At 64.2% G+C, this 13,574-nt stretch carries 10 protein-coding genes; 5 read left to right on the plus strand and 5 right to left on the minus strand.

Annotated elements, in window-relative coordinates:
* Positions 1–6: 6 nt before the first annotated feature.
* A complete protein-coding gene (locus tag ACQR1I_RS04175) occupies positions 7–1,269 on the minus strand; it encodes a hypothetical protein (protein ID WP_434867884.1) in 1,263 nt (420 codons plus the stop codon).
* The gene (locus ACQR1I_RS04180; RefSeq protein ID WP_434867883.1) at positions 1,269–4,706 is read right to left on the minus strand and encodes a hypothetical protein; all 3,438 of its coding nucleotides are present in this window, start codon (positions 4,704–4,706) and stop codon (positions 1,269–1,271) included. The genes ACQR1I_RS04175 and ACQR1I_RS04180 overlap by 1 nt, the downstream gene beginning before the upstream one ends.
* A 126-nt stretch (positions 4,707–4,832) precedes the next feature.
* Here ACQR1I_RS04180 and ACQR1I_RS04185 point away from each other — a divergent pair, with 126 nt between their 5' ends.
* Together ACQR1I_RS04185 and ACQR1I_RS04190 are read left to right on the plus strand one after the other, a co-directional pair.
* Positions 4,833–5,849, plus strand: a complete 1,017-nt coding sequence (locus ACQR1I_RS04185) for an autotransporter outer membrane beta-barrel domain-containing protein (RefSeq protein ID WP_434867882.1) — start codon at positions 4,833–4,835, stop codon at positions 5,847–5,849.
* Positions 5,850–5,915: 66 nt separating this feature from the next.
* The gene (locus ACQR1I_RS04190) at positions 5,916–6,215 is read left to right on the plus strand and encodes a hypothetical protein (protein WP_434867881.1); all 300 of its coding nucleotides are present in this window, start codon (positions 5,916–5,918) and stop codon (positions 6,213–6,215) included.
* A 30-nt stretch (positions 6,216–6,245) separates the two neighbouring features.
* On the opposite strand, the gene ACQR1I_RS04195 is transcribed toward ACQR1I_RS04190, so the two are convergent.
* Positions 6,246–6,977, minus strand: coding sequence for an SDR family oxidoreductase (locus ACQR1I_RS04195; RefSeq protein ID WP_434867880.1), 732 nt, complete (start codon positions 6,975–6,977; stop codon positions 6,246–6,248).
* A 179-nt stretch (positions 6,978–7,156) separates the two neighbouring features.
* Positions 7,157–8,041, minus strand: coding sequence for a LysR family transcriptional regulator (locus tag ACQR1I_RS04200; RefSeq protein ID WP_434867879.1), 885 nt, complete (start codon positions 8,039–8,041; stop codon positions 7,157–7,159).
* Positions 8,042–8,289: 248 nt separating this feature from the next.
* Between ACQR1I_RS04200 and ACQR1I_RS04205 the strand changes: the two genes are divergently transcribed.
* The 3 genes from ACQR1I_RS04205 (at position 8,290) to ACQR1I_RS04215 (ending at position 11,984) form a co-directional block, all read left to right on the plus strand.
* Positions 8,290–9,231 (plus strand): sugar-binding protein, encoded by a 942-nt coding sequence (locus tag ACQR1I_RS04205; RefSeq protein WP_434867878.1) that lies wholly within the window; start codon positions 8,290–8,292, stop codon positions 9,229–9,231.
* An 84-nt stretch (positions 9,232–9,315) separates the two neighbouring features.
* Positions 9,316–10,890, plus strand: coding sequence for a sugar ABC transporter ATP-binding protein (locus ACQR1I_RS04210; protein ID WP_434867877.1), 1,575 nt, complete (start codon positions 9,316–9,318; stop codon positions 10,888–10,890).
* Entirely contained in the window at positions 10,884–11,984 is a 1,101-nt protein-coding gene (locus ACQR1I_RS04215) for an ABC transporter permease (RefSeq protein ID WP_434867876.1), read from the plus strand. The genes ACQR1I_RS04210 and ACQR1I_RS04215 overlap by 7 nt, the downstream gene beginning before the upstream one ends.
* 8 nt (positions 11,985–11,992) lie before the next feature.
* On the opposite strand, the gene ACQR1I_RS04220 is transcribed toward ACQR1I_RS04215, so the two are convergent.
* Entirely contained in the window at positions 11,993–13,483 is a 1,491-nt protein-coding gene (locus ACQR1I_RS04220; protein ID WP_434867875.1) for an MmgE/PrpD family protein, read from the minus strand.
* Positions 13,484–13,574: the final 91 nt, after the last annotated feature.

Below are 13,574 nucleotides of genomic sequence, written 5' to 3' on the forward strand. Positions count from 1 at the left end.
GCTCCCTTAGTTCTGCACGATCTGGACGGGAAGATGATCACTGAGCAGCAAATTGAACATCAGCGCCCGCCCCGTAGCGACATCACCGACCGTATAAGGACCGCCGGAATAGAACTCGTTTACGACCGTGCCGGCGTTGTTTGGAAACCATTCATCCACCCATTGCAGCAGCGTGTTGGTGATGAAGTTTCTGATGGCCTGCTGCCGGAGCAGCGCGTAGGCGCGGGTCCCGTTCTGGGTGAAAAGCCCGAGCACGTCGGGCACGCTGGTCGCGTTGGCCGTGGTGCCGAGCCCGATGTCGCGTGGCGAGGTCAACACGCCGGCGCCCTGGTGCCACGGGCCGTTGGTGCCGACGGCGGAGTGGACCGACGTATTGGCGAATGCGTTGTTGGCATAGGTCTGGCCAACGAAGTTCAAGGCGGTGGCGCGGTTGCGCAGAACGGTCAGGTCGCCGTTGACGACCACGTTGAAGTCGCCGATGTAGCCGCGCGCACCCGCATTGGCGCCGAGCGCGGCTGCGGCAAAGCCGAGCAGGGCGCCGTAGATGGGGCTCTTGGAATTATTCTGGCCGACCGGCGCGTGATAGACGACGGTCGACACCGGCGTCTGCGGATTGGCGTGGGGATCGACGATCGAGACCTGGCACGGCCGCCGCGACATCCGTTGCTGCGGGATGACGTTGTTCGAGTGGAACACGCGCCCACCGCGCAGATTGCGGACGATGTTGGCATCCGGACAGGTCGAGGTTGGGAAGCCCAGCGCTGCCGCCGCGCCGAGCGCGTTGAAGGTGATGACGGGATTGTTCGCGTTGAACTGGATCGGCGATCCGTTCAGGACGAGATCGATGCGATTGGCGCCGCCGCCGCCAGCGGCGTTCAAGGTGTCCTGGCCGGCCGACCGTGCGCCAGCCTGCTGCTGCGCGTAGCCGTTGCGGTAGAGCACGCCGTAGCCTTCGAGATTGCCGGGCGCGGTGAAGCCGAGATCGCCGATCCCTGCAGGAGGCATCGCCCCGGCATTGGTAATGGCGCCCGGAACCCAGTCGAAGTGCCAGTCATTGTTGCCGGTCGCGTTGAGGAAGTTCTGCAGACGCGCGAGAAAGGGGACGCCGTGAACCCTGAGCTCCTGGATCACCAGCACCTGGGCGCCGAGATCGGCCACCACAGCGGCGATCAGCGCACAGCGCACGATCTCGCATTGACGGCTGGTCGCTTCGAGGCCGTAGCGGACGCCGAATTCCTCGAGGTTCCAGGCGAGCGCAGTGACGGCCATCATTGTCCTCCCGTCACGGCTTGGGTCGGCGACAATGGCGGCGCATTCGGATCGACATAGGCGCCGAACCAGCCAAGCGTGCGGTCGCCGAATCCGGCGACGAGAATGTTGGTCGAGCCCTTTGGCGGGAACGAGCGCGTGAACACGGTGACGCCGATCGAGGCGAAGGTGAAGACGTAGACCGACTGCTGCCCCTGCGCGATGCGCGACAGCATGATGCCGTCGGCACCAAATTTGAGGATGCCTTCGAGGTCGAAGCTCAGGTTGACGCCGCCGGGCCCGGAGAGCCGGATGAAGGGCGCGTAGGCGGCAACGCCGGTGCCGCCCGCCGTCCAGGTGAACATCAGCTGCGCGTTGATCAATCCGGACGCATCGAGCGAGCCGGAGCCGCCGAGCGGCAGATCGAAGGCGAGGCCGTACCACTCGCCGCTTGGCGGATCGCCGCCGGTCGACGGATTGGTGGCGAGCGCGCGGTAGCCCAGGTCGCTCGGCGATTTGCTGTCGGCTCCAATGACGAAGCTCTTGAGCTGCAGCGGGAAGCTGGCCGCGAAGCTGTCGGCGCGGTAGAGCGTATTGGCCGCGGCCGAGCTGGTATCGACGAAACTGCCGTCGAACAGCTTGTCGGGCAGGCCTGTCAAGGCGAAGCCACTGAGATCCGCTGTAAACTTCTTGTCGCCGCCGGGCGTGGGACTCTGGTTCGAGTCATATGACATGGTCAGCCCGAAATTGACGAAGGACAGCGCGGCGTAGGACAGCAGGTCGAAGACAGGATCGTCTCCGGCAACCGGCGGCAGCGTGCCCATCCAGCCCGACATCTGGAAGGTGACGGACGAGGTCAGATCGACGTCGGCGTTCTGCGCGACCACCGCACGGTCGATCTCGATACGGTCAATCGCGCTGCTCGACAGGTAGAACGTGCTGGTCACGCCCGGCGCGGTTGCGAACACGTAGCTCGGCGCGCCGTCGTTCTGCTGCAAGGCGCCGCGGATGACGATGAGATCGGTGGCGATCGGGCCGGGACCGCTCGGCGCGGCTAGCACGGCATCGCCGAAGAACGTGTTGAGGATGACGGCGGCGCTGGAGGAAAAGCTCTTCAGCGCCGAGTTCTCGAACAGGGTCTCGAGCGCCAGCAGCTGGAAATCATACGGCACTGACGTCGCGATGAAGCCCGAGCCCGGGCTTCCGTTCGGCGACGTTCCCGGACTGAGATAATGCACCAGGCCGAAGAACGCGCTGTCCGGAGCATAAGAGCTGCCGTCGTAAACCGTATGATTGACCGCGCAGCCGACGTGGTGGGCAACGAGTGCGCTCGGATCGACGCCGGCAAGCAGAAACGACAGGCTGGGGTCGAGTTCGCCGGCGGCCACCGGCACGTTCAGGAACACGAAGCCGTTCCATGCGGGATCATCGATGAGTTCGCAGAAGGTCTGCAGGCCGGCGAGCCCGAGTCCATTGTTGTACTGGGCCTTGGCGTTGGCGATGTAGCTGCTGAGCCAGCCCGACAGCACCGCGCCGGTCGGATCGAGCGAGGCGGCGTTGAATTGCTGGTAGGCGGTCCAGGCCGCCGGCGTGGCCGCGAGCTCGCTGACGCGCCCCTGCGCCGATTTGATGATCAGGACCGACTGGTAGTCGCCGGGCGCGATCTTGTCCGGCGGCGCGGGGGCGAAGGAGAAGCCCCAGCCGCTCATGGCGAGCGTCACCGTGCAGTTGGCGACATACTCCGCCGTGGCGGCGCTGATGACGATGAACTGCTGCGTCGCCAGAAAGGCGTCGCGCAGGTCGTCCGGCAACGGCAGGCCCGTCGGCTGTCTATTGCCGTCGAGCACCTGGAAGATCAGCTCACAGCCCGCTGCTGCGCCAAGCTCGACCGACACGATATCGCCCTTGCCGTCCAGGCCAACGATATAGCCCTGCGGCGTGACGGCAATCTTGCGCGGATCGCCGAGATCGGCCGGCTGCGTCGGGAGGCCGCGGATCGCCTGGGCGCGGGTCGTTGCGACATAGCCATATTCGAACGCCGCGACCGCGCCCTTTTGGGCAGCGAAGCCGGGCGTCGGGGCCACTGCGGCATAGGGCAGCAGCGGAAAGCCGGCGCCCGTAGGCGGTGTTGGCGGCAGGGCGCGTAAGGCGAAGCCGTCATGCCGCAGCAGCTGAGGATCCTGACCCGCTCCGGCCAATGGGCTGAACAGCGGCGAGTTGGCCGATTCGGAATAGTAGACGTTGTAGGGCGGCGCCGCGCCGCTCTTGACGACTGCGGCCAGCGCGGTGGTGTGACCGTTGCTCGGGCCGGGTGCGAACGTGAAGCTGCCGCTCGTGGTCGTCACCGCGATGTCGGCCGGCATTCCCGGCGTGAAGCGCAACAGGTCGCCGTCGGCGAAGCCGATCTCCTCGGTGGCTGCGAAGCCGCAGACCAGCCGGTGCGCGGCCATCGGTGCGCCGGGCACCGTCATCGCGAAGTCGCCGCTGGGCGCGAAATAGAGTCGCGCCGGCTGGACCGGATCGGCCGTCGCGGCCGCGACGAATTGCGCCTTGTTGCTGACGGGGCCGAGGGAAATCGGCTCGTCCCAGATCGTGCGATAGGCCGAGACGAAGCTGCCGCCCTTGGGCGAGATCGTCATGTTGTTGCGGATCGGGCTGCCGAAGCCGAACGGATCGATGACGCCGCTGACCGTCGCGTCCGCCAGCACCTCGCTGCCATCGAGCAGCGGGAACGGCAGCCGGCTCGGCGGGCCGCCGTCCTGCGCCATGGCATAGTCGAAGCCGAACTCGAAGGCGGTCAGCGCGCCGCCATTGCTGCCCTGGAAGGTGAGGCAGCCTGCGGTCTGCCCCGCCAGCGGGACCGTCAGCGCCCCCAGCTTGACCGCAGGCTGGCTTGGCGCGGCATCGCCGAACGACAACGTCGCGCCGTTGGGCGCAATGACGAGGTTGCCGTTGCCGTCGTAGTTCATGGCGCTGGACGGGCTGAGCTTGCTGGCGTCGAAGAACAGCGTCCGTCCCTGGCCACCGGCCGCGAACAACCGATAGGCCTGCGGCTGCAGCGCATAGGCCGGGTAGGGCATGCTGAGGCCGGCGGCCAACGAGTCGAGCTGCTGCAGCCACAGCAGAAAGCCGCCAAGAGTTGCGTTGCTGCCGAACGCCGGAAATCCCTTGGCCGCGGCCAGCATGCTGGCGCGGAACGCAGCCATGCTGGATGAAGCCGGCGGTTGCGGCAGGAACACGAAGCCGGCGTGCTGGAATATCGCGTGATTTCCGATCACGTTGGTGAAAAACTGACTGAGCGTCAGCTGCGGCAAATTCGGCTTCGCGTTCACCGCATAGGCGAACGCGCCAACCCAGGGACCTCCCGCAGGCTGAGCCGTCGCTGCCAACAAATAAGTATTGTCCGCGGGGGATGGGTTGGTGAAGGCATAGAGTGGCGCAAACGTCACAACCGTCATTCGCGCGTGCCCCCTGGCTTTTCTGCGGCACCAGAGTATGCTCTTATCGTGACGATTGTATAGTCCCATCGAGACGATATAAGGTTGTTTGCGGCTTCGGCCTGCAGCTGAACAGGAAAAAGGGTCATGGCCGGCTTGTCGGGCGGCGGACGATGCGGCCGTCTCGTCGTCGCAGCTGCCTTTATCTTGGCGTTTGCCGATCGGGCGGCCTTCGCCGGTGAGTCGTTCGACCAGCGGTTCTGGTCGCCACTGCCGCCTTCGAGTTCGTTCGCCGGGCCGCTGCTTTCGGCGGACAATGCGATCGTGCGCGACGGCTGGACCGCCTACGCCACCGGCTACAGTATCGATGGCCATAGCATCACCGACAACATTGTCGCCGACGGCCGCTTCACCTCGAAGGGATATGTTGCCGGCCTCGCCAAGCGGCTGTCGCCGAATTTCACGATTGGCCTTCGCGGACAGCACGGGACGACCGACGTCAACTACAAGCAGACGCCCGACCGGAACATGAGCAGCAGCAGCCACGGCATCGGCTTCGACCTCATCGTCGAGGACCAGCACGTGCTGTGGCGCACGACCGCGAGCTATGCCGACGACAGCTTCAATGCCAACTTCAACGCATTCACGCCCGGCAGCTGGAACGGTCGCGAATGGGCTGTGGACTCCCAGTTCAACGTGCGCTGGACGTTCTCGCGGCTCGTGACCACCGGCTTCGTCGGCTTCCGCTACCTGACGCTGGAGCAGAACGCCTTCACGGCCGGCGACATCTTCTCCACGCAGTTTCCGGGGCAGCGCCGCGAATCCAGCCAGGTTCGCGCCGGCATCGATCTGCTGTGCTCGCTTCTCAACGTCGGTCCGTTCGAACTGCTGGCCTCGGCCTCCGGGCAGGTGCGCAACGAGATGGACAAGCACCCGCCGATCTATGGCGCGGTCGATCTCACCGGGATGGCCGGCAACAGCTTCACCTTCGACTATGCCAATGCGGAGCCGGTTCGTTTCCCTGCCGCCGTCACCTGGCAGGCATCGGGCGGATTGGAATTACGTGCGGCGAACACCTTTCACGTTTTCGTCAACGCCACGACAAGTCGTAACGCGATGCTGGGCTGGACCGGCTATCAGGTCGGCGCCCGTCTCCTGTTTTGATCGCGGCCAACCGCTGATCGTGAAGATGGCGCCGCTGAACCTGCGCCCAAGTCGATGCTCCCAGGGATGCCGCCGCGGCTAAACAGATCGCTCGGTTCCAAACGCATCACCGGCCTTCGCTCGGCGGTCAATGCCAGCATCGCCTCGCTGGTCGAAGCTCGGGTCGACAATGAGCCGGCGGAGCTCGGCACGATGTCGGCGCGTATCGGCGGGCTCGAGCAGAATTTCAATCGGCTCATCGCGTATCAACGCGAGGTGCTCAGAGAGGACACAAGCGAAGATTTGCCCGACGGAACGCGACAAACTGGCACGACGCCGCGCGCCGACCTCTCCCCGACGGGGAGAGGTGAGCTGAACTTGCGGTAAGCGCTTTGATTCGACAAAGGGCGTCACGCTCTAAGCCAGCGCCTCGGCCATCGTGCGCATCTGGATCTGGATGATGCGCGAGCCTTTCGGCTGGGTGCAGGCGAAATGGATGGCGGCGGCGACGTCCTCGGCTTCCAGCATGTCCGATTGCGCCACCCCCGCCTCGGTACGGCCCTTGCCGAGGGCGAATTCCGTCTTCACCCCGCCAGGGTTAATCGTTCCGACCTTGATTCCGTGCGGACGCAGCTCCTTGTCGAGCCCTTGCGCAAAACCAACCTGCGCGAATTTCGTGGCGCAATAGACCGCCTCACCGGCGAAGCCGTAGACGCCGGCCATGGACGAGACCATCAGGATGATGCCGCTGCCCTGCGCGATCATGACCGGCGCCACGTGGCGGCTGAACAGGAACGTCGAGCGGACGTTGACGTCCATCATCTCGACGTAGTCCGCGAGGCTGGTGTCCGCCAGCTTCTTGTAGTTGCCGACCCCGACATTGTTGATCAGGATATCGATGCTGCCGAAAGCCTTGGCTGCTTCGACGACCGCATGCGCAGTCTCCTCCTCGCGCGCGTCGCCGATCACCGCGACGCCATCTCCGCCGAGCGAACGCGCCTCATCGATCAGCGCCGTGAGCCGGTCTGGCCTGCGGGCGGTGAGCACCAGGCGCGCGCCCTCGCGGGCGAGCGCGCGGGCGCTCGCCTGACCAATGCCGGCGCTCGCCCCCGTGATAATCGCAACCTTGCCCTCGAGCTTTCCAGTCATCTGTCGAATCCTTTCCACGAACACATCGTCCACCAGCGCCGTCCTGAGGCGAACGGCTGGCGCAGTGCCGCGGCAAGATGCTGATCGATCCCCCGGGCGTCCAACAGATAATCAAGATCACTCTGATCGATCTCGGCGATGAACCGCACTCGAGCCGCACTCGAGCGCACTTGGCCGAGCTATTGGAAGGTCAGAAGATCGAGGAAGCCTTGAGCCGCGCCATTCAGCGGGGCATCGCCGTCGGTCCGCAAATAGGCGATGAGCAATTCCCAGCAGATGGCGGGCTCGGCCAGTTCGCAGACCGAAATCTTCGAGCGCCGCATTTCGGCGATCGTCTCTGGCAGAAGCGCTATTCCAAGTCCTTGACCGACGAGGTCGACGATGGTTTCGAGATCCGTGACGTCGAAGTTGGTCTGCCGTTCCAGGTTCGCTTGGCCAAAGGCGCGATCGATCAGCGGCCGCGTGCCCCAGCCGATCTCGAAATCAACGAACGGATAGGGCATGAGTTCGCGCAGATCAACGCCGGTTCGCCCTGCAAGAGGGTGGTTTGGCGGCGTGGCGGCGACGAGATCCTCGCAGGCGATGATCGCAGTGAAGATGTCGTCCGGCGCGTCCAGGAGCGGCAGGAAGGCAAGATCGAGCCGCCCGCTGCGAAGCTGCTCCATCAGCCCTGCTGCATCGCCCTGGCGCAGCCGCACCTCAATTCCGGGCGAGATCGCGTGATAGCGGGAGATCAGAGTGGGCAGATCGAGAAACGCGGGCAGGCTGTGAACGGTCCCGATTGACAGCGAGCCACGCCGCAACCCCGCGATGTCAGCGACGGTCTCCCGTCCGATGTCGATGACCTTGAGGGCCTCGCGGGCCTTCTCCAGAAAGGCGCGCCCCGCCGGGGTGAGCCGCACCTGTCTTGTGCTGCGCACAAAGAGGCGGACACGCAGCTCCTCTTCGAGACTGCGGATCGAACTGGACAGCGCCGACTGGACGATGTGAACGCGATCCGCGGCGCGAGTGAAGTTCAGCTCTTCGGCGACAACGATGAAATGCTGGAGTTGACGCAATTCCATTGCACGAACCGAAGGCTTTCATTCATCAGACAGATTAACGCGATCTCTACTATCTGTTGGACGGACGAGCAACCGTTTCCCATTGTTCTGGCGGTGAGCAATCGCCCGGCGGCAACACCTTCTCCGCCGGGGATTGGCAATCGGCTAGGCGCATCAAAAAGGGACGTAAGTCCGGGCGCCTTTCAGCCGGGTTCGAGTAGAGGAAACGCCGGCGCATCGCACGCCGGTTCAAGGGAGCGAGAACTGCCATGAAGTACGCGAGTGTGATCGCCGCCGCCAGCCTGATGCTGGTCGGCGCGGCGGAGGCTGCCGATAAGAAAGTCATCGTCTGGGTGCCGAACGGGGCGTCGGATTTCTGGAAGCTTGCCGAAGCTGGCATGCACAAGGCGCAAAAGGAGCTGCCGAACGTCGATCTGCAGTGGAAATATCCTGAGCGCGCCGACGCGGCCATCCAGCAACGCCTGATGGAAGACCTGGTTGCGGCCGGCGCCGCCGCAATTGCGGTGTCGCCGCTCAACCCGAAGACCCAGGCCGAAGCGTTCAACAAGATCGGCGCTCAAGTGCCGCTGTTCACCTTCGACAGCGACGCTGCCGACGCCAAGCGCGTGTTCTACATCGGCTCGTCCAACGTCGACCTCGGCAAGAATGCGGGCGAGGTCGCGGTCAAGGCCCTGCCAAATGGTGCCAAGTGCATGGGCTTCGTCGGCAACACCGGCGCCGACAACGCTCGTGAGCGCATCGAAGGTTTCAAGGCGGTCGCCGGCGTCAAGAATATCGAGTTGGTCGACGTGCGCACAGACGACCACGACCAGGCCCGTGCCCGCGCCAATGTGGACGACACGCTCGTCGCCCACCCTGAAATCGACTGCATGGTGGGATTCTACTCGTACAACCCGCCGAAGATCTACGAGTCGCTTCGTGACAACCGCAAGCTCGGCAAGATCACGGTGATCGCGTTCGACGAAGACCCGATTACGCTCGGCGCCGTCAAGGACGGCTCCTTCGCCGGCACGGTCGTGCAACAGCCGTACGAGTGGGCCTACCAGGGCAGCAAGTTGTTTGCCGCCTATCTGAGCGGCGACAAGTCGGTCGTCCCAGCCAAGGGCATCGCCATCATTCCGGGCAAGATCATCAGCAAGGACAATGTCGACGCGTTCAAGGCCGATCTCCAGGCGAAGTTGACCAACTGAGCCTGAGTTCCCGCAGCCGGCCTCCGGTACACCTTCCCTCCGTTCCGGCTTTGCCGGCTGCGGGAGTCTTTCCTCGGGTTCAACATGTCTGTCGGCGATGTTTCGTCCGTGCCTTCGCAAGTCGCGGAGCCGTTCCTCAAATTGACCGCCATCACCAAATCCTATCCAGGCGTGGTGGCCCTCTCGGATTTTGCCGCCGAGGTGCGGCGTGGCGAGGTCGTCGGGCTCGTCGGCGAGAATGGCGCCGGCAAATCCACCCTCATGAAGATATTGGGCGGCGTCACCACACCCGACCGGGGCACGGTCGAGATCGATGGCGTACCCCACCACAGCCTCACGGTCTCCCAGTCGATGAGCGCCGGCATAGCCTTCGTTCATCAGGAGCTCAATCTGTTCGAAAACCTTGACGTCGCGGCCAACGTTTTCATCGGGCGAGAGCCTCGCAAGTTCGGTCTGCTCAACGTCGTCGACGGCAAGAAATTGCACGCGATGGTGCAGCCCTATCTCGACCAGCTCGGGGCGACTTTTTCCTCCTCGACCGCGGTATCCCGGCTTTCGCTCGCGCAGCGGCAGATGGTCGAGATCGCCAAGGCGCTGAGCCTGAACGCAAGGCTCGTGATCCTCGACGAGCCGACATCCAGCCTGCCGCTCGCGGAAACCGAGAAGCTGCTCAAGGTCGTGGCAGCACTCAAGGCCAACGGCATCGCGGTGATGTTCGTCTCGCATCGGCTGAACGAGGTGGTCCAGGCATCCGACCGCGTGATCATCCTGCGCGATGGCCGCCTCGTGGGCCATCTCCAGGGCGACGCAGTGACCCATGACGCGATGGTCAAGCTGATGGTCGGGCGCGATCTCAAGGTCGCCTATTCGGCGCCGGCGAGCGAACGCGGCGACGTCGTCGTGTCCGTGCAGAAGCTGCGAACAAAGACGTTCCCTCTCGCCGAAGTCAGCATCGACTTCCATCGCGGCGAGGTTCTGGGTCTTGCCGGCCTCGTCGGCGCCGGGCGAACCGAACTCGCCCACACCCTGTTCGGCATCGACCGCGCCGAGGGTGGCACCGTGCTGCTGGATGGCGCGCCCGTCCGGTTCGCAAACTCGGCCGAGGCCGTGCGAGCCGGCGTCTTCCTGGTGCCCGAGGATCGCAAGGGAATGGGCCTCCTGCTCGACTTCGCCATCACCGAGAACATCACGCTTCCCAACCTCCGCGCCTATGCGCGCGGCATGACGGTCTCACGCAGGGCCGAGCGCGAGCGCGCGGAAAAGAGCCGGGGTGAACTCGATATTCGTGCACCGAACGTGGCCGCGCGCGCCGGCTCGCTCTCCGGAGGCAACCAGCAGAAGGTCGTGCTGGCAAAATGGCTGGCGATGAAGCCGCGCGTCATCATCTTCGACGAGCCGACCCGGGGCATCGACATCGGCGCCAAGTCGGAGATCTACCGGCTGATGCGCATGCTCGCCGACTCCGGCGTTGCGGTGCTGATGATCTCTTCGGACATGGAGGAGGTGATCGGTGTTTCCGACCGCGTCGCCGTGATGCACCAGGGACGCATATCCGGGATCCTCGATCGCGCGCAATGCCGGGAAGAGGACATCTTGCGGCTGGCCGTGGGACACGGCGTGGCGCAGCCAGCAAACCAAGCGGGACATACTCAATGCTGAATTTCAAGAAGGACCTCGGGCTGTTCGTCCTCATCATCGTGGTCGGGACGGTTGTCGCGCTGATCAACCCGCGTTTCCTGTCGGCGGTGAACATCTCGAACACGGCCAACCTGGTCGGCTTGTTCGGCATGTTTTCCATCGGAGAAGCCTTCGTCATCATCACCGGCGGGATCGAGCTTTCGGTCGGCTCGATGATCGCGCTCTTGGGCGTGATCTTCGTCGATCTGATTGCCAGTCGCGGCGTTCCCTGGCCGGTCGCCTCGCTCATCATCCTCGCGATCGGCGTTCTGATGGGCCTGATCCATGGACTGCTCATCACCAAGAAGAGGATGCAGCCGTTCGTCGTGACGCTCTGCGGGTTGCTGATCTACCGCGGCGTCGCGCGCTTCTATACCGCCGACGCCACCGCCGGCTTTCCTTTCGGCGTCCGCTTCGAAACTCTGGAGTACCTCACGACCGGCCGCACCGACATCGTTGGGTTGTTCACGGGCGACGCCTACACGTCGATCCCGATTCCACATTCATTCGTTTTCATGCTGGTCGTTGCTGCGGCAATGTGGGTTGTGCTCCATCACACCGTCTTCGGGCGCCACCTTTATGCGGTCGGCAAGAACGAGGAAGCCGCGCGGTTCTCGGGGATTCGAACCGGCGGCGTCATTGTCGCCGCTTACGCGATCTGCGGAGTGCTGGCCGCCGTGTCGTCGATCTTCCTGGCCATGTATACGCGTTCGATTCTGCCGAGCTCGCATGGCAACTTCTACGAATTATACGCCATCGCGGCCGCGGTTCTCGGCGGCTTTTCACTGCGCGGCGGCGAAGGCTCGATCATCGGTGTCGTCCTCGGCGCCATTCTGCTGCAGGTGCTGCAGAACCTCGTCAATCTGCTGGGCATCCCGTCGTCGCTCAATTTTGCGGTGAGCGGATCGGTGATCCTGATCGGCGTGCTCGCAGACCAGGAGTACGCCGACTTCCGCGAACGCCGGGAAAGGCTGCGCAGGCTCGCCGCCGGCGTGGTCGGCACAAGGCAGACGGACGGCCCGCCGACACGGAACGACATGCCGGCCGCCGACGCGAGGCCAATCAAGGTGGATTGACAGGCCAGCTATCTCGAACTCGCTGGCGTGCTCTCCGGATTTCGACGACGCCTGACAGCTTGCGACGTAGGGGCTCGGGATATGCCACCAGTGGTCCGGTGAAAACGCTCTCCATCATCCACGTGGGCCTCGAACTGGAGCAGCTCCAACAAGCGGCGAGCCTTGATGTCCTGCGGAGCGGACAGAATCTGGCGAACCTCCATGAGGCGTTCTGCGGGAGCAATGCCGGCCGTACACTGGTCAAATTTTGTCTGCCGCTCCGATGCAGAAAACGGGTTCGACAAGGACCCCTTGGGATGCTGTAGTGATCGCGCCAGGCGCCGGCCGTCCTTCAAGGTCACGATCGTCGTATGCGGCAACAGATTTGTCGCAGTTTCCTCGCCGCTTTCGGCCTTCGGATCCAGCCGCATCTCGACAATTCGCATGTGGCGCCGGGTTTCGGCATCGCGCACCGCTTGCGGAGTGAAGTCGGCGAGCTCCACGCCGCCATAGCGAAGCATGGTTGCAATGGCGTACTGCATCGAGAACATGGCTTCCCGCGGATCGCCTGGCTCTGAATGCTTGAGGTTCACCATGTTGACCCGGCCTACCAGCGTTTCGACGCGTGCGACCTCATCTGCATCGAAGCGGTGCTCTGCAGCGAGAGCTTGCAAAGCATCAAGGCAGCGATGCGTGGACGCGCAGTTCGGGTAGAGCTTGAATGCAAACCCGTGGCTCTCGATGGCCAGGGGGTCTTCCTGGACATTTGCGACAGCGGACCAGTCAGCCATCGTGTGGCCGCTGTACAGCGCGCCAAAGCCGTGTGGGCCTTCCAGTGCCACTTCACTGCCCCTCACTCCCGCCGCGGCCAATGAGGCCGCCAGGACTCCGCCTTGGGCGGCCAGTCCAGCATGCAGCGGCTTGGCGTCGGTGCCGAACTGGACCTTGGGCCCCGCGGCCATGGAAACCGCCAGGCTGAGCGCGTGCGTCATCTTGTCGGTGTCCAAGCCCCGTAGCCTTGCGCATGCCGCTGCGGCGGCAATGACGCCGATGGTCTGCGTGCCGTGCCAGCCTTTTTCGAAATGCGCCCTGTTCATGGCCATGCCAATCCGGGCCATCACTTCGCTGCCGACAATCAGCGAATCCAGCACCTGGTCCAGAGAGGCATCCATCTCGCAAGCCTGCGCCAGGATCGCAGGGATGACGGCGCAGCCAAAATGGCTTCCCGCAACGAAAAACATTTCGTCGAGCTCTCTCGCATGCGCCGCCGTTCCGTTCGCCAGCGCGCTCAATGGGGCGCACAGTCGCTTGGTGCTGCCAATGACGGGAATATATCCTGCACCGGACGCCAGCCCCCGCCGGACGGACGCCGAAACGCGATCCCCTGCGCCCGCCACCATGGCTGCGATCGTGTCCTCCAGAGAATGCTCGGCGATGCGGAGCGTCGACGGTGCCCACTGCGCTGGTACCGTGGCTGCCCAGTGCGCGAGCGTTCTCGTGGCCTGCGGGTTCGCGCTCATGTCTTCTCCTTGAATTCGCCGGCTGCCTGGCCCTGGGTGCTGCGACTCTCGTCGTGGAAACAGACCGGAGCTCTTGCGACTCCACTTGCCT

The sequence above is a fragment of the Bradyrhizobium sp. HKCCYLS2038 genome, assembly GCF_051167655.1.
Taxonomy (GTDB): Bacteria; Pseudomonadota; Alphaproteobacteria; order Rhizobiales; family Xanthobacteraceae; genus Bradyrhizobium.